The sequence below is a fragment of the Microbacterium sp. STRO-2N genome (assembly GCF_057747775.1).
Window position 1 is genome coordinate 1,108,044 of the sequence record NZ_CM173223.1, and the last position, 16,439, is coordinate 1,124,482.

At 70.4% G+C, this 16,439-nt stretch carries 17 protein-coding genes; 8 read left to right on the top strand and 9 right to left on the bottom strand.

The window, feature by feature from the left end; all coding sequences use genetic code 11:
- Positions 1-42 precede the first annotated feature (42 nt).
- From AC3ANN_RS05000 to AC3ANN_RS05010, 3 genes are all read left to right on the top strand, one after another.
- On the top strand, positions 43-450 hold the full coding sequence (locus tag AC3ANN_RS05000) for a VOC family protein (protein ID WP_488339892.1): 408 nt from the start codon (positions 43-45) through the stop codon (positions 448-450).
- A gap of 86 nt (positions 451-536) precedes the next feature.
- Positions 537-1,175, top strand: coding sequence for a DNA-directed RNA polymerase subunit beta (locus AC3ANN_RS05005; protein ID WP_488339893.1), 639 nt, complete (start codon positions 537-539; stop codon positions 1,173-1,175).
- Positions 1,176-1,449: 274 nt separating this feature from the next.
- Positions 1,450-2,337: an aminodeoxychorismate lyase gene (locus AC3ANN_RS05010; RefSeq protein WP_488339894.1), complete on the top strand. Its 888-nt coding sequence runs from the start codon at positions 1,450-1,452 to the stop codon at positions 2,335-2,337.
- 88 nt (positions 2,338-2,425) lie between these two features.
- On the opposite strand, the gene pstB is transcribed toward AC3ANN_RS05010, so the two are convergent.
- The 7 genes from pstB to AC3ANN_RS05045 form a co-directional block, all read right to left on the bottom strand.
- Positions 2,426-3,205: a phosphate ABC transporter ATP-binding protein PstB gene (pstB, locus tag AC3ANN_RS05015; protein ID WP_488339895.1), complete on the bottom strand. Its 780-nt coding sequence runs from the start codon at positions 3,203-3,205 to the stop codon at positions 2,426-2,428.
- Positions 3,206-3,236: 31 nt separating this feature from the next.
- Positions 3,237-4,343, bottom strand: a complete 1,107-nt coding sequence (gene pstA, locus AC3ANN_RS05020) for a phosphate ABC transporter permease PstA (protein WP_488339896.1) — start codon at positions 4,341-4,343, stop codon at positions 3,237-3,239.
- Position 4,344: 1 nt separating this feature from the next.
- Positions 4,345-5,289 carry a phosphate ABC transporter permease subunit PstC gene (pstC, locus tag AC3ANN_RS05025; RefSeq protein WP_488339897.1) on the bottom strand — a complete coding sequence of 315 codons (945 nt, stop codon included), beginning with the start codon at positions 5,287-5,289 and terminating at the stop codon, positions 4,345-4,347.
- A gap of 74 nt (positions 5,290-5,363) precedes the next feature.
- A complete protein-coding gene (gene pstS / locus AC3ANN_RS05030) occupies positions 5,364-6,473 on the bottom strand; it encodes a phosphate ABC transporter substrate-binding protein PstS (RefSeq protein WP_488339898.1) in 1,110 nt (369 codons plus the stop codon).
- A gap of 196 nt (positions 6,474-6,669) precedes the next feature.
- Positions 6,670-7,608 (bottom strand): NUDIX hydrolase, encoded by a 939-nt coding sequence (locus tag AC3ANN_RS05035; protein ID WP_488339899.1) that lies wholly within the window; start codon positions 7,606-7,608, stop codon positions 6,670-6,672.
- Positions 7,605-9,770, bottom strand: coding sequence for an RNA degradosome polyphosphate kinase (locus AC3ANN_RS05040; protein WP_488339900.1), 2,166 nt, complete (start codon positions 9,768-9,770; stop codon positions 7,605-7,607). The genes AC3ANN_RS05035 and AC3ANN_RS05040 overlap by 4 nt, the downstream gene beginning before the upstream one ends.
- An 84-nt stretch (positions 9,771-9,854) precedes the next feature.
- Complete coding sequence (locus AC3ANN_RS05045; RefSeq protein ID WP_488339901.1) at positions 9,855-10,553, bottom strand: winged helix-turn-helix domain-containing protein; 699 nt, start codon at positions 10,551-10,553, stop codon at positions 9,855-9,857.
- A 137-nt stretch (positions 10,554-10,690) separates the two neighbouring features.
- Here AC3ANN_RS05045 and AC3ANN_RS05050 point away from each other — a divergent pair, with 137 nt between their 5' ends.
- The 4 genes from AC3ANN_RS05050 to AC3ANN_RS05065 all read left to right on the top strand — a co-directional run bounded on the left by AC3ANN_RS05050 (position 10,691) and on the right by AC3ANN_RS05065 (position 13,974).
- A complete protein-coding gene (locus AC3ANN_RS05050; protein WP_488339902.1) occupies positions 10,691-10,981 on the top strand; it encodes a hypothetical protein in 291 nt (96 codons plus the stop codon).
- 168 nt (positions 10,982-11,149) lie between these two features.
- On the top strand, positions 11,150-11,746 hold the full coding sequence (locus AC3ANN_RS05055; RefSeq protein WP_488339903.1) for a nitrobindin family protein: 597 nt from the start codon (positions 11,150-11,152) through the stop codon (positions 11,744-11,746).
- Positions 11,746-12,855, top strand: coding sequence for a CAF17-like 4Fe-4S cluster assembly/insertion protein YgfZ (ygfZ, locus tag AC3ANN_RS05060; protein WP_488339904.1), 1,110 nt, complete (start codon positions 11,746-11,748; stop codon positions 12,853-12,855). The genes AC3ANN_RS05055 and ygfZ overlap by 1 nt, the downstream gene beginning before the upstream one ends.
- A 6-nt stretch (positions 12,856-12,861) precedes the next feature.
- Positions 12,862-13,974, top strand: coding sequence for an FUSC family protein (locus AC3ANN_RS05065; protein WP_488339905.1), 1,113 nt, complete (start codon positions 12,862-12,864; stop codon positions 13,972-13,974).
- A gap of 3 nt (positions 13,975-13,977) precedes the next feature.
- Here AC3ANN_RS05065 and AC3ANN_RS05070 read toward each other — a convergent pair whose 3' ends face one another.
- A complete protein-coding gene (locus AC3ANN_RS05070; protein WP_488339906.1) occupies positions 13,978-14,814 on the bottom strand; it encodes a class I SAM-dependent methyltransferase in 837 nt (278 codons plus the stop codon).
- A 55-nt stretch (positions 14,815-14,869) separates the two neighbouring features.
- Here AC3ANN_RS05070 and AC3ANN_RS05075 point away from each other — a divergent pair, with 55 nt between their 5' ends.
- The gene (locus tag AC3ANN_RS05075; RefSeq protein ID WP_488339907.1) at positions 14,870-15,619 is read left to right on the top strand and encodes a phosphoglyceromutase; all 750 of its coding nucleotides are present in this window, start codon (positions 14,870-14,872) and stop codon (positions 15,617-15,619) included.
- 69 nt (positions 15,620-15,688) lie between these two features.
- On the opposite strand, the gene phoU is transcribed toward AC3ANN_RS05075, so the two are convergent.
- A complete protein-coding gene (gene phoU, locus AC3ANN_RS05080; RefSeq protein WP_488339908.1) occupies positions 15,689-16,369 on the bottom strand; it encodes a phosphate signaling complex protein PhoU in 681 nt (226 codons plus the stop codon).
- Positions 16,370-16,439: the final 70 nt, after the last annotated feature.

Consider the following 16,439-nt stretch of genomic DNA (forward strand, 5'->3'; position numbering starts at 1 on the left):
TCGGAGAAGCACCGTGGCGACGCTCGCCCTAGCGTTGATGTCATGACCAGCATCTCTCTCGCATACAGCCCCATCACCGTCGACGACGTCGACGCCGCGATCCCGTTCTACCGCGACGGACTGGGCCTCGAGATCGTCAACGACGTCTCGTACGACGGCCACCGGTGGGTGAGCTTCGGATTCGCGGGGCAGCCCGGCCTGTCGCTCGTCGTCTCCGACCCGGTCGCCGGCCGCTCGCCCGAGGACGGCGAGGCCCTCCAACGCCTCGTCGTAAAGGGCTCGGGTCCCGGACCCTACGTGTTCACGACCGACGACCTCGACGCGACCTTCGAGCGTCTGCGCGCCTTCGGCGCCGAGGTGCTGCAGGAGCCCATCGAGCAGGGCTGGGGCGCGAAGGACTGCGCGTTCCGCGACCCGTCGGGCAACCACATCCGCATCAACCAGGCCTGAGGCCGAGTCCCGTCATGTGCGTGCCATGGGCCGCAGCAACGCGCCGGCCGGCTCCCGTGCTCGCGGCGGCGGGTAGCCTGGAGCAGGTGAGCGAGGAGTCCAGGGAGTACCACAAGCCCGTCCGCCGGCCGGCCGAGCTCTTCGACCGGCTGTATTCGGCCGAGGACCCCGCGGAGGTGTCGCGGGTCGCGCACTCGACGGCGCACGCGCTGCTCGCTCGCGCCCGCACCGACCCCGATGGCGGCGTCGTCGACCGGCTCGTCGCCTTCACCGACCAGCACGGCATCGACGACATCGCCGAGCTGTGGTCGCGGTCGCCGGCCAAGACGCTGCCGGGCGCGCTGTGGCGGCTGTACCTGCTGCAGCTCATGATCCACGACGACCCGCACACAGCCGCGCTCCTCTACGAGCGCGGCCGCGCCGAGCTCCCGTCGGCCGACGAGGTCGTGGCGGGCGCGCCGTCGCCGGCCGGCCCGGACGAGCTCGTCGCGCTCGTCGACACGATCATGCGCGGCCTGTTCGAAGGGGACTTCGCGGTCGCCCTCGACCGCGCCGCGGCCTTCTGCCGCATCGAGGCCTCGGGCGCGACGCACGTCGCCGACGACTACGAGGCCACCGAGCCCGAGCGGGCGTCGTCGTTCACGACGCGGGCGCTGCGCCTCTCGGACTACGCCGCCGACCTCACCGCGTGCGCGGGGCTGTGGCGGCGCGAAGCTCTGAGCTGAGGCATCCCGGGCGGTCGTTGTGCCGTGGGAGCGGGTACGAAAGTGCCGGGCCGCAGAACGCCGCGGTGCTCGCGACCGCGGCGCGGTGAGAGGCATTCTGCCTGGAGTCGAGGGCGTGCGTCGGAAGCGGGTACGAAAGTGCCGGGCCGCAGAACGCCTCTCGGCGCAAGGCCGCTCGCAGCGGCAGAAGATGGAGCCCGGGGTTACTGCGGCCCGGCCATGACAGTCTAACGGAGTCGTCGGGAGGAGTATTCCCGCGCTCTAAGCTCGTGGCATGGCCTGGCGTTTCGCGCTCGTGATCGACCCTGCGGCATCCGACGACACCCGCACCGACTTCAGCGGCACCTTCACTCCGATCGACGTGGCGGCGCCGGCGCTGAGCGTGGGGGAGCTGAGCACCCAGCGAGGCGACGGCATCTTCGAGTCGATCGGCGTCGTCGACGGCCACGCGCAGGAGGTGGGGCCGCACCTCGACCGGCTCGCGCACTCCGCGGCGCTGTGCGACCTGCCGATGCCCCATCGCGAGCAGTGGCGCCAGGCGGTCGAGGTCGCGGCGGCGCACTGCCCGCCGCACGGCGAGGCGGTGATCAAGCTCATCCTCAGCCGCGGCGTCGAGCACGGCCCGACCCCGACCGCGTGGGTCACCGCCGCCGACGCGCCCGACAACACGCGCGTCCGCGAGCGCGGCATCCGGGTCGTGACGCTCGACCGCGGCTACGGCATCGACACGCCCGCGCGCGCGCCGTGGCTGCTGCTGGGTGCGAAGACGCTGTCGTACGCGGTGAACATGGCCGCGATCCGCGAGGCGCGGCGGCGCGGCGCCGACGACGCGATCTTCGTGAGCTCGGACGGGTTCGTCCTCGAGGCGCCCACGGCCTCGCTCATCCTCCGCGTCGACGGCCGCTTCGTCACTCCCGCCCCGAACGGCGGGATCCTCCACGGCACGACGCAGCTGAGCCTGTTCGCCCATCTCGCCCAGCAGGGCCACGAGATCGCGTACGAGATCATCCCGGTCGCGGCGTTGACGCAGGCGGATGCCGCATGGCTGGTGTCGAGCGTGCGCCTGACCGTGCCGATCACGGCCGTCGACGGCGTCGAGGTGCCGGTCGACGCGGAGTTGACGGCATCCTTCAACCGGTACCTGCTGAGCCCACGCGACTGAGCTGCCGCGACTGGGCGCTATCCGTGTCTCGATACGCTCGCCGGCGCTCGCTGCTCGGCAACTCGCTTCGGGCGTCCGCCCTCGGCGGTCAACCGAAGCGTCCGGAGACGTAGTCCTCGGTCGCCTGCACGGACGGCGTCGTGAAGATCGTCTTGGTGTCGTCGTACTCGATGAGCTTGCCGGGCTTGCCGGTGCCGGCGATGTTGAAGAACGCCGTCTTGTCGCTCACGCGCGACGCCTGCTGCATGTTGTGCGTGACGATCACGACGGTGTACTCGTTCTTCAGCTCGCCGATGAGCTCCTCGATCGCGTAGGTCGAGATCGGGTCGAGGGCCGAGCACGGCTCGTCCATGAGGATGACCTCGGGCGAGACGGCGATCGCCCGCGCGATGCACAGACGCTGCTGCTGGCCGCCCGAGAGACCCGACCCCGGCTTGTCGAGGCGGTCCTTGACCTCGTTCCACAGGTTCGCGCCGCGCAGCGACTTCTCGACGAGCGCATCGGCGTCGGACTTCGACATCTTCTTGTTGTTCAGCCGGACGCCGGCGAGCACGTTCTCGCGGATCGACATCGTCGGGAACGGATTCGGCCGCTGGAAGACCATGCCCACCTGGCGCCGTACGAGCACCGGGTCGACGTTCGGGCCGTAGAGGTTCTCGCCGTCCAGGAGCACCTCGCCCTCGACACGAGCGCCGGGGATGACCTCGTGCATGCGGTTGAGGGTGCGCAGGAAGGTCGACTTGCCGCACCCCGACGGGCCGATGAAAGCCGTGACGCTGCGCGGCTCGATCTCGAGCGCGACACCCTCGACGGCCAGGAAGTCGCTGTAGTAGACGTTGAGGTCGTTGACTTCGATGCTCTTGGACATGTTCCCTGTCAGTTCTTTCGGGTGGGGATGCTCAGCGGCCGAGCTTGGGGGAGAAGACCTTCGCGACGATGCGCGCGATGAGGTTCAGGAGCATCACGATGACGATGAGGACGAGCGCGGCGCTCCACGCCCGGTCGATGTAGGCCTGGGCGGGGATGCCCTGGTTCATGTACTGCGAGTACGCGAACACCGGCAGCGTCATCATGCGGCCGTTGAAGAGGTCGTAGTTCATGGACGTCGCGACGCCCGCGGTGAGCAGCAGCGGCGCCGTCTCGCCGATGACGCGCGAGATCGACAGCATCACGCCGGTGGTGATGCCGGCCATCGACGTCGGCAGCACGACCTTGGCGATCGTGCGCCACTTCGGCACGCCGAGCGCGTACGACGCCTCACGCAGCTCGTTCGGCACGAGTCGCAGCATCTCCTCCGTGGAGCGTACGACGACGGGGATCATCAGCACCGACAGGGCGATCGACCCCATGATGCCCATGCGGATGCCGGGGCCGAAGATGAGGGCGAAGACGGCGTACGCGAACAGGCCCGCGACGATCGAGGGGATGCCGGTCATCACATCGACGAGGAACGTGATGCCGCGTGCCAGGCGGCTGCCTGCGCCGTACTCGATGAGGTAGATGGCGGTGAAGATGCCGATCGGGATCGAGATGATCGCGGCGGCCACCGTGATGAGGAGCGTGCCCACGATCGCGTGGAGCGCGCCGCCGCCCTCGCCGACGACGTTGCGCATCGACGAGCTGAAGAACTCGGCAGACAGCCCCGCGATCCCGTTCACCAGCACGGTGACGGCAACCGACACGAGCGGGACCATCGCGATGCCGAAGGCGATGGTCACGACGCCGGTCACGAGGCGGTCGACGCCCTTGCGGCGGCCCTCCACGACGCTCGAGATCACGGTGACGAGCACGAGGTACAGGATCGCGCCGACGACGGCCCATCCGGCGAGGTTGAACGCCTCTCCGGCGGCGAGAGCCGGGATGGCGAAGACCACGGCGCTGATGAGGGCGCTCGCGACGAGGATCGCCCAGGGCGCCCACGTGGGAAGGCGCCCGCTCGTGAGACGCGGGCTCTCGCGGACGAACGACTGCTGTGGTGCCTGCGGGGGAGCGGTGGTCACGGTCATGTCAGTTCGCTCCCGAGAATTCCTTGCGGCGGCTGACGATCCATCGGGCGATGGCGTTGACCACGAAGGTGACGATGAAGAGGATGAGGCCCGTGGCGATCAGCACGTTGATGTTGACGCCGTACGCCTCGGGGAAGGTCAACGCGATGTTCGCGGGGATCGTGCCCGGGTTCTCCGACGTGAAGAGCTCGAAGGTCACGATGTTGGCCACCGAGAGCACCATCGCGACCGCCATCGTCTCGCCGAGTGCCCGCCCGAGGCCGAGCATCGACGCCGAGACGATACCGCTGCGGCCGAACGGGAACACCGCCATGCGGATCATCTCCCAGCGCGTCGCGCCGAGGGCGAGCGCCGCCTCTTCGTGGAGGACGGGGGTCTGCAGGAAGATCTCGCGGCAGATCGCGGTGATGATGGGCACGACCATGACCGCCAAGACGATCGCGGCGGTGAAGATCGTGCGGCCGGTGCTCGACACGGTGCCGCCGAAGAGGGGGAACCAGCCCATGTTCGCGTTGAGCCACGCGTACACCGGCTGGACGGCCGGAGCGAGCACGAGGATGCCCCACAGGCCGAAGACGACCGAAGGCACCGCGGCGAGCAGGTCGACGATGTAGCCGAGACCCTGCGCGAGACGACGCGGTGCGTAGTGCGAGATGAAGAGGGCGACCGAGACGGCGAGCGGCACCGCCATCAGGAGCGCGAGGAACGATGCCCAGACCGTTCCGAAGGCGAGCGGCCAGACGTAGTCCCAGAAGCTGCCGCTGAGCAGGCTCGCGTCCTCGCTCGTGGCGGCGAGGCCGGGGATCGACTGGACGATGAGGAAGATCGCGACGGCGGCGAGGGTGACGAGGATCATCACGCCGGCGCCGAGCGCGGTTCCCGAGAACCAGCGGTCGCCTGGCCGCTGCTTGACCTTGCCCGCGGCCGGGGCGGTCGTCGTCGTCATGGTGTCCTTCTGCTGGTCCGGGTTCTCGAAGGTGTACCCGGCCCGGTCCGAGGACCGGGCCGGGTACGACGGTATTACTCCGCGACGATGGTGTCGATCGCGGCGTTGACCTGCTCGCGCAGCGCGTCCGAGATCGGCGCCGAGCCGGCGGCCTCGGCGGCCGCGTCCTGGCCCTCGGGGCTCGCGATGTACTCCAGGTAGCCCTTGACGATCGGGGCGACCGACGCGTCGGCGTACTCCTGGCACGCGATCATGTAGCTGATCAGGACGATCGGGTACACGCCCGCCTCGGTCGAGGTGCGCTGCAGCTCGATGGCGAGGTCGGCCTCGCCGCGGCCCTCCTCGAACGGCGACGCGTCGACGATGGCGGCGGCAGCCTCGGGCGAGTACTCCACGAACTCCTCGCCGACCTGGACGGCCGCGGTCGACAGACCCTCCTCGGCAGCGCGCGACGCGTCGGCGTAGCCGACCGTGCCGTTGCCGCCGGCGACGGCCGACACGACACCCGAGGTGCCCTGCGCGGCCTCGCCGCTCGAGAGCGGCCAGACGCCGTCGGGCTCCGAGGTCCAGACGTCAGGGGCGGCCTGGAAGAGGTAGTCGGTGAAGTTCTCGGTGGTGCCCGAGTCGTCGGCGCGGTGCACCGGGGTGACCGGGAGGTCGGGCAGCGTCGCGTCGGGGTTCAGCGCGGCGATGGCCGGGTCGTTCCAGTTCGTGATGGTGCCGGCGAACAGGCCCGCGATGGTCGCGGCGTCGAGGTTGAGCGCGTCGACGCCCTCGATGTTGAAGATGACGGCGATCGGCGAGATGTAGGTCGGGAGCTCGACGATGCCCGAGCCGTCGACGCAGCCGTCGAAGGGGCCCTCTTCGATCTCTTCGACCGTGAAGGCGCGGTCCGATCCCGCGAACGGGAAGGCGCCGGCCTGGAACGACTCGCGGCCCGCGCCGGAGCCTGCTGGGTCGTAGTTGATGGTCACGTCGGGGTTGGCGGTCTGGAAGCCGGCGGTCCACGCCTGGACCGCGACCTCCTGCGACGAGGCGCCGCCGCCGGCGATCTCGCCGGAGAGGTTCGACTCGGGCGCTTCGGTGTTGCCGCCCCCGGGAGTCTCGTTCGAGGCGCAGCCGGCGAGGGCGAGGGCCGCGACTGCGGCGACAGCGCCCACCTGGGCGATGCGAGAGATCTTCACTGTGTGAATCCTTCACGTGTCAGGGATGGATGCCCGGATTTCGGGCTTCCGGGGCGAACCCGGTGCGGGGTTCGCTCTGAAACGTAGGCGCGGACTCTTAAGAGAGTGGGCTCAACGGGTGAACGGAAGGTGAACGAGCCCCAGCGAGCGTGTGGTGGCGTGCGACGATACAGGGTCGCCCGTTCACCCGGAGGCCTCAGATCTTCGGTATGTGCGTCTCGATCGCGACGATCCCCGACCCGGGTGTGTCGGCCGAGAGGTGCACGACCGAGAAGGCGGCGGGCTCGAGTGCCGACGCGCTGCCGAGGTAGGAGCCGCGCAGCGTGCCGGTCGCGAGGGCGATCTCGTTCAGGATGTCGGGCAGCACCGGTCCGTGACTGCACAGCACGGCGGGCTTGCGGGCGCGCACGCGCTCGCCGACGATCCGGCGCGGGTCGGACGTGCCCTCCTCCCACGCGTCCTGCCCGATGAGCTCGGTGGTCTCGATCTTGCGGCCGGTCGCGCTCGACAGCGGCACGATCGTCTTGACGCAGCGGGTGGCCGGGCTCGAGATGAGCTTGCGGGCGCCGAACGACGCCAGCGGCCCGACGATGGACTTCGCCTGCTTCTTGCCCCGCGGCGACAGCGGGCGCTCGGCATCCGTCCCGTTCCAGTCCTCGCGGTCGACGGCCTTCGCATGGCGCAGCACGATGATCGGGAAAGTGCGCAGCACCCCCTCCTCGACCAGGCGCACGAAGTTCTCGACGATCTCGACGTCGACCGGGTAGCTGAGCCGGGCGATCGCCTTCTTCGGGGTGACCCACTCCAGCGCCGCGATCTCGCGGTTCGGCACGAACGACGACGCCCGGATCGCGGCATCCGTCGCCTCGGCGGCCCAGTAGTGCACGATCTTGGTGCGCTTGCTGGGCAGCCGGTAGCGCGAGACCCCGACCGGCACGCCGAGCGAGACGCGGATGCCGGTCTCTTCGTGGATCTCGCGGGCCGCCGTCTCGGCGAGCATCTCGCCGGGATCGACCTTCCCCTTGGGGAGCGTGACGTCGCGGTACTTGGTGCGGTGGATGAGAAGGACGCGCAGCTTGTCGTCGACGACACGCCACACGACGCCCCCCGCCGCGTAGACGGCGGTCTCGGTCATCGCACCGCCCGCGCGCGTCGCCGGCGCTGCACGTTCGCCATGGTCTTGTCCTGCAGGTCGACGAGCGGCCGGCCGTCTTCGCCGACGTTGTGGCGCACCCACTCGCCGTCGGGGCCGAGGTGCCACGAACTGGTGCCCTCGCTCATCGCGAGGTCGAACAGGTCGCCGAGCTCCTTGACGTGGGCGGGCGACGACACGCGCACGAGCGCCTCCACCCGCCGGTCGAGGTTGCGGTGCATCATGTCGGCGCTGCCGATGTACACGACCGGGTCGCCGTCGTTGTGGAAGGCGAAGATGCGCGAGTGCTCGAGGTAGCGGCCGAGGATCGAGCGCACCGTGATGTTCTCGCTCATCCCCTCGACGCCGGGCTTGAGCGAGCAGATGCCCCGCACCCACACCTCGACCTTCACGCCGGCCTGGCTGGCGCGGTACAGCGCGTCGATGATCAGCTCGTCGACCATCGAGTTGACCTTGATGCGCACGCTCGCGGGCTTGCCGTCGAGCGCGTTGCGGCGCTCCTTCTCGATGAGGCGGAGCAGTCCCTTGCGCAGGTGCAGCGGAGCGACGAGCAGCCGCTTGAACTTCTTCTCGATCGCGTACCCGCTCAGCTCGTTGAACAGGCGCGTGAGGTCGCGGCCGACCTGGTCGTCGGCGGTGAACAGGCCGAAGTCCTCATAGATGCGGCTCGTCTTCGGGTTGTAGTTGCCGGTGCCGACGTGGCTGTAGCTGCGCAGGACGCCGTTCTCCTCCCGGATGACGAGCGCGAGCTTGCAGTGGGTCTTGAGGCCGACCAGGCCGTAGACCACGTGCACGCCTGCCTTCTCGAGCTTGCGGGCCCACACGATGTTGTTCGCCTCGTCGAAGCGGGCCTTGATCTCGACCAGCGCGAGCACCTGCTTGCCGGCCTCCGCGGCGTCGATGAGCGCCTCGACGATGGGGCTGTCGCCCGACGTGCGGTAGAGCGTCTGCTTGATGGCGAGCACGTGCGGATCCTTCGCGGCCTGCTCGAGGAAGGCCTGCACGCTGGTCGCGAACGACTCGTACGGGTGGTGGACGAGCACGTCGCCCTTGCGGATCGAGGCGAAGATGTCGGCGCGCTCGTTGTTGTCGCCGGGCTGGAACGCGAGTGCCGTCGTCGGCACATGCGGCTTGTACCGCAGGTCCGGGCGGTTGATGCGCGACAGGTCGAACAGGCCCCGCAGGTCGAGCGGTCCGGGCAGGCGGTAGACCTCCTGCTCGGTGATGTCGAGCTCCTTGAGGAGGAGGTCGAGCGTCAGCTCGTCCATGTCGTCGGTGATCTCGAGGCGGATGGGCGGGCCGAACCGCCGGCGCAGCAGCTCGGCCTCGAGCGCCTGGATGAGGTTCTCGGTCTCGTCCTCCTCGATCACGACGTCCTCGTTGCGCGTGAGGCGGAACGCGTGGTGATCGAGCACCTCCATGCCGGGGAAGAGGTCGTCGAGGTGGCTCGAGATGAGGTCCTCGAGCGGGAGGAGCCGCACGATGCCGTGGACGCGGGGGAGCTCGATGAAGCGCGGGAGCATCGGCGGCACCTTCAGGCGCGCGAACTCCTGCCGGCCGGTGCGGGCGTTGCGGATGCGGATCGCGAGGTTCAGCGACAGTCCGGAGATGTACGGGAAGGGGTGCGCCGGGTCGACCGCGAGCGGCATCAGCACCGGGAAGACCTGCGCCTGGAAGTAGTCGTACAGCCGCTCGCGCTCGTCCTCGTCGAGGGCGTCGTACGAGACGACCGAGATGCCGGCATCCGCCATCGCGGGCTTCACCAGCGTCGTCCACGCGTCCGCGTGGCGCACCTGCAGGCGGTGCGCCTCGGCCGAGATGTCGGCGAGCACGTCGGCGGGGGAGCGGCCGACGTTCGTCGGCACCGCGAGACCCGTGACGATGCGGCGCTTCAGGCCCGCGACGCGCACCATGAAGAACTCGTCGAGGTTGCTCGCGAAGATCGCGAGGAAGTTGGCCCGTTCGAGCACCGGGAGGTTGGGATCCTCGGCGAGCTCGAGCACGCGCTGGTTGAACGAGAGCCAGCTCACCTCGCGGTCGAGATAGCGATGATCCGGCAGCTGCGCGTCGAACTCCTCCGACTGGTCGAAGTCGTCGTCGTCCGCGTCGCCCAAGCCGGCGTCGAGCACCTCGGGTTCGATCATCCCCTCATCATTGCAGGGTCGAATGACCGGGGTGTGAACAGTCTGAACAGATGACCGGTGCCGATTCCGGCGGCATCCGGGGCGTCAGGCGTCGCTGCGCTCGCGCGGCGCGGGGATCTGGTCGTCCTCGTAGACGTTGAAGCGGTAGCCGACGTTGCGCACCGTGCCGATGAGCTGCTCGAGGTCGCCGAGCTTCGCGCGCAGGCGCCGCACGTGGACGTCGACGGTGCGCGTGCCGCCGAAGTAGTCGTAGCCCCACACCTCGCTCAGCAGCTGCTCGCGCGTGAACACGCGCGAGGGGTGGGTCGCGAAGAAGTGGAGGAGCTGGAACTCCTTGTAAGTGAGGTCGAGGGGCTTGCCGTGCACCTTGGCCGAGTACGAGGACTCGTCGATGGTGATGCCGGAGGTCTGGATGCGCGTGGAGACCTGCTCGGTGGTCTGGCGTCCGATCGCGAGCCGGATGCGGGCGTCGACCTCGGCGGGACCGGCGGTCATCAGGATGACGTCGTCGATGCCCCAGTCGGTCGACACCGCGGTCAGCCCGCCCTCGGTGACGATCAGCACGAGCGGCGCGTCGAGGCCGGTGGTGTTGAGGATCTTGCACAGCGACTTGGCGCCGACGAGATCGACGCGGGCGTCGACGAAGATGACGTCGGCGCTCGGCGCGTTCACGAGCTGGGCGGGCTCTGCGGGGATGAGACGCACGCGGTGGCTCAGGAGTTCGAGCGAAGGCAGGACGGGACCGCCTCCGTGCGTGGAACTCAGAACCAGGAGCTGTGCCAAGAGCGTCGCCTTCCGGGCGCGTGCGGGCGCGCCGTGCACCCAGTGTAGGGCGTGGGGCGAGGGCGCTCTGCTCGTGAGTCGGCCGGCAGGGGTCGGGCCGCGATGCGTCGGGCGCAGATCTGCGCGATGATAGCCACGTGGCCGTGCCAGAACTCGCTCCTCGCCGCACCTTCGGCGGCATCGTCGCCGTGTGGGTACTCGCGGCGGTCGTCGCGGTGGTCGTCGGCATCTTCGCGACCGCCGACTGGCAGGCGGCGTGGCTCGGAGTCGGTCTCGGCGGCTGCCTGATCGTCGCGTTCGCGGTGCAGCTGTGGTCGGGCCGCTCGCAGGGGTTCACCGAGCGGGTCGCGGCGAGCATCTTCGGGGCCGCCCTGGTGATGGGCGTCATCAGCCTCGGATTCGGGCTGGCCGCCGTCGTTCCCGGCTAGCCCCGCCCGGCGCGGGGGATGGTTCCCTCTATTAGACTGCTTCCATGGATCTCGTCGCGCTCGAACTGTTCTTCGTGGGCCTGCTCGGGCTGGCCATGCTCGCGATCGCCTTCGTGTCCGTGGTCGTCCTCAAGAACCTCTACCGCGGCCAGCGCTGACGGGCGTCTCGTGATCGAGCTGCCGACCGACCTCCCCGCCGAGCTGGTGCCGCTGTCGTGGCTCGTGGGCGTGTGGGAGGGCACCGGCGTGATCGACTACGGCGATCACGCCTATTCGGGCGAGTTCACGCACCGCGTGAGCTTCAGCCATGACGGCGGCGACTACCTGAACTACTCCGCGGAGGCGTGGCTGCACGGCGAGGACGGCGCTCGCACCCGCCTCGTCGCCGAGCTCGGCTACTGGCGACTCTCGCGAGCCGCGACCGACGCCGACCCCGGCCCCGGCCTGCTGCCACCCACGGCCGAGCCCGTCGCGCGGACCGTCGACGACATCGAGCAGCTCCGCAACAGCGAGGGCGGCTTCGACATCGAGGTCGCGCTGGTGCACGCGGACGGCGTCTCCGAGCTGTATCTCGGCCAGATCCGCGGCCCCCGCATCGACATCGCCACCGACGCCGTCGTGCGTCCGGCCGGCACGAAGGCGTACGCCGCCGCGACACGCATGTACGGGCTCGTCGACGCGCACCTGCTGTGGGCGTGGGACGTCGCCGCGCTGGGATTCGAGCTCGGCTCGCACGCGTCGGCGCGCCTCTCGCGGGTGGACTGATGAACAGCCCCTTCGCGGATCTGCCCGGTGCCGTCGTGGACGACACCGGGGTGCGTCACCTCGGCAGCCCGCTGGTCGAACAGCGCCGCCTCCACGACGGCGACGCCGTCGCGCCGCTCGGCGACCGCTCGGTCATCGCGGTGCCGGGCGAGGACCGCCTGTCGTGGCTGGACTCGCTCTCGTCGCAGGCGCTCGCGCGGCTCGAGCCCGGCGTGAGCACCGAGTTGCTCGTGCTGGATCCTCAAGGGCACGTCGAGCACGCGGCATCCGTCGTTGACGACGGCGAGACCGCATGGCTCATCGCCGACCGAGACGATGCGGCGGGTCTGCTGGACTGGCTGCGCAAGATGCGGTTCCGCCTGCGCGTGGATCCCCGCTCGGCCGACGAGGAGTTCGCGGTGATCGGCGGAACACCGAGTGCGCTCGGGAGCATCGTGCCCGCCGCCCCGGCCGGCGTGCCGCTGGTGTGGACGGATCCGTGGCCGGAGCCGACCGCCGGCGGGTACGCGTACGCCGCCGTCGACCCGCACCCGGGCTCGGAGCGATCGTGGGCCGAGGCGATCGTCACGCGCGACGAGGAGCGCCGCATCGCCGATGCCGCGGCGGCCGGCGGTATCCGGCTCGCGGGACTCGCCGCCGTGGACGCGCTGCGCATCGCGGCGTGGCGCCCGCGCTGGTCCGCCGACGTCGACGAGCGGGCGCTGCCCCACGAGCTGGACTGGCTCCGGACGGCCGTACATCTCGACAAGGGCTGCTACCGGGGTCAGGAGACCGTCGCGAAGGTCCACAACCTCGGCCATCCGCCGCGGCGGCTCGTGGCCCTGCAGCTCGACGGCAGCGACAGCGTGCTGCCCGAGCGCGGCGCGGCGGTGCGCGTCGGCGACGACGCGGTCGGCGTCGTGACCTCGGCCGCGCTGCACTACGAGGAGGGGCCGATCGCCCTCGCGATCGTGCGCCGCACGACGCCCGTCGACGCGGGGCTGACCGTCGACACCCCGGACGGCCCCGTGGCCGCTGCCCAGGAGGTCGTCGTTCCCCCCGATGCGGGGGCGACGGCGAACATCCCGCGGATCACGCGGTTGTCGCGCCGCCCGTCGGCGCAGCAGTAGGCGCGCGTGGACGGCGAGGCCGAGCCGGCTCCGGTCACCCGGCCCGTGCCGACGGGCTGGCGTGCGCGTGTTGACCTTCGGCCGAACATCGGGCGTCTGCGCGACTCGGCGATCGCGATCGTGCAGATCACGGTCGCTGCGACGGCCGCGTGGGCGTTCTGCCTCACCGTGCTGGGGCATCCCGCACCGCTGCTGGCAGCGACGGTCACCATCTCCAGCCTCGGACTGGTGCGCGACGCACGGCCTCGCCGGGTGCTCGAGACCGTGATGGGCATGCTGGTCGGCATCCTGGTCGCCGACGGCTTCGTGCTCGTCGTGGGGCCGGGCTGGTGGCAGCTGGCGCTCGCTCTCGGGGCGACCCTGCTCGTCGCACGGTTCCTCTCGTCGTACCCGCCGTTCGCGATCATGGCCGCGGTCCAGGCGGTCATCGTCATGTCGCTTCCTGCCGCCGAGCCTTGGAGCCGCTTGGTCGACGGCGCGGTGGGCGGCGTGGCCGCACTCGTCGTGACCGCGCTCATCCCGCGCAATCCGCGCCGCGAGGAGATGCGCGACGGCCGGGCGGTCTTCTCGGCGATGGATGACGCCGCTCGCACGATCGCGCAGGCCCTGCGCCGTGGCGACGCGATGCGCGCGGCGCGAGGGCTCGAGAAGGCGCGTGCCATCGCCGCTCGTGTCGACGACTGGCGCGCGTCGCTGGATTCCAGCCTCGCGGTGGCCGGTTTCTCGCCGTGGCTGCGCCCTCAGCGGGCGGAGCTGCGGCGTCACCGCGCGATGCTCGATGCCATGGATCTCGCGACCCGCAACCTGCGCGTGGTCGCGCGACGCGCGGTGTACCTGTGCGACGACGGCGAGCGGCGGCCGGTCCTGGCGGACCTCATCGCCGACCTCGTGCGCGGCGCCGGGCTCGTGGACGACAGCCTCGGCGACATCGCGCTGCAGCCGGCGGCGCGCGAGGCGGTCCGCGCTGTCGCGGTCCGGCTCGACCCGCTCGCCATCCTCCCGCACGGGTCGGTGAGCGAGCAGAACCTGATCACGGCGCTCCGTCCGCTCGCGGTCGACCTGCTCACCGCGACGGGCATGGCGCCGGCCGAGGCCCGCGCCGTGGTGCCACGGGTGTGATGCTCACGCGGGACTGACCGCGGCCCACGGCAGCGTCAGCTCGCCGAGCCGCCAGCGCGAGCGCTCCTGCAGCGGCCACCCGGCCGTCGTGAGCGCGGCCAGGGTCGTGCGCCAGCGGTGCTCGACGCCGAACGGCGATACGGCGGCAGTGCGCTCCCACTCGGTGTCCAGGGCGGCGAGCAGGCGGTGCACGCGCTCGCCGTGGACGTTCCGGTGGATGAGGGCTTTCGGCAGCCGCTCGGCGGCGATCGACGGATGCTGCAGCCCGGCGAGGCGGAGCGAGATCGTGAGCGTGCGCGGCGTGGCGTCGGGTCCGACGGCCACCCACGTCACGACGCGGCCGATCTCGTCGCACGTGCCCTCCACCAGGAGGCCCCCGGGCGCCAGCCGCCCGGCCATGGTCGCCCAGGCCTCGGCCACTTCGCCCTCGTCGTACTGGCGCAGGACGTTCATGGCGCGGATGACAGCGGGTCGTCGGCCTCCCGGGACCGGCACCTCGAATCCGCCCCGCGCGAACGACACACGTGAGTCGGCGGCGAACGTCGTGCCGCCCGCACGTACCTGATCGAGCTGCGCACGGGCACGTGCGACGCGCGCCGGGTCGATCTCGAGGCCGAGGACCTCGACATCGGGGCGCGCGCGCACGAGGCGCGCATACTGCTCGAAGGCCGTCACGCCGCTGGCGCCGTAGCCGAGATCGACGACGAGCGGGTCAGGCGCCCGGCGCAGCGCCGGGTGGCGTGCGATCCAGCGGTCCACGCGCCGCAGCCGGTTGGTGCCGGTCGTCCCGCGGGTGATCTGTCCGACCACCCGCCCGGGGACGGAGCGCGCACGAGCCATCCCCCTATCGTCGCACCGACGGGAGGCCCGTCCTGCCGCCGATATCATGGGGCGCATGACCGCGCCCTATACCCTGATCCTGCTCCGACACGGCCAGAGCGAGTGGAACAAGACCAACCAGTTCACGGGCTGGGTGGATGTCCGCCTCACCGACCAGGGCAAGGCCGAGGCTCAGCGCGGCGGCGAGCTGCTCGCCGAGTCCGGCATCCTGCCCGACGTCCTCCACACGTCCGTGCTGAGCCGCGCCATCCAGACCGCCGACATCGCGCTCGACGCTGCCGACCGGCTCTGGATCCCCGTGAAGCGCTCCTGGCGCCTCAACGAGCGCCACTACGGCGCGCTGCAGGGCAAGGACAAGGCGCAGACCCTCGAGGAGTTCGGCCAGGAGCAGTTCATGCTGTGGCGTCGCTCGTTCGACGTGCCGCCGCCGCCTCTTCCCGCCGACGACCAGTACAGCCAGGTCGGCGACCCGCGCTACGAGGGCATCGACGGCGAGGTGCCCGCCACCGAGTCGCTCAAGATCGTGATCGACCGCATGCTGCCCTACTGGCACGACGAGATCGTGCCCGATCTCGAGGCCGGCAAAACGGTGCTCGTCACAGCGCATGGCAACTCGCTGCGCGGCCTCGTGAAGCACCTCGACGGCATCAGCGACGCCGACATCGCCGAGCTCAACATCCCCACCGGCATCCCGCTCGTCTACCGCCTCGACGAGGACCTGAAGCCCATCGCGCCGGCGGAGTACCTCGACCCCGAGGCCGCCGCGGCGGGCGCCGCCGCCGTGGCGAATCAGGGCAAGGCCTGAATCGGCCTCAGAACATGAAACGAGCGGATGCCTCCCCCAGAGGCATCCGCTCGCTTCGTCTGTGCGGGCTCACTCCTGCGGCGGCACGATCGGGATCGCGTCGGTCGCAGCGGTCCACTCGCCCGTGGAGAGATACAGGACCTTCTTGGCCACCGAGACGGCGTGGTCCGCGAAGCGCTCGTGGTAGCGGCTGGCGAGGGTCGCGTCCACCGTCGCCGCCGCCTCGCCCTGCCAGCTGTCGCTGAGGACTTTCTCGAAGACAGACAGGTGCAACTCGTCGAGCTGGTCGTCGGCGTTGCGGATCGGGTCGATGTAGGTCAGGTCCTGCGTGCGCAGCAGCTCGGCGAGCTGGCGTGCGGCCTCGACATCGAGCTGTCCCATCTTCAGGAACGTGGACTTCAGCCCCTTGGGGATCGCGCGCTCGGGGAAGCGCATGCGCGTCAGCTGCGCGATGTGCTCGGCGATGTCGCCCATGCGCTCGAGCGACGCGCTCATCCGCAGCGCGCTCACGACGATGCGCAGGTCGCGGGCGACGGGCTGCTGACGCGCGAGGATCTCGATCGCCAGCTCATCGAGTGCGATCGCCTTCTCGTCGATGACGGCGTCGGACTCGATGACCTCCTCCGCGAGCGCCACGTCGCTCGTGCCGAACGCCCGCGTCGCCTTGTCGATCGCGACGGTGACCAGCTCGGCGATCTCGACGAGACGGCCCTGCACGTCCTCGAGAGACTGATGGAAGACTTCGCGCATAAGACGCACCTTTCCTGGTTTCGGGCAGGCATCGCCCCGGGCCCCGTGATTCTCGCCACCGAAGGTTAAC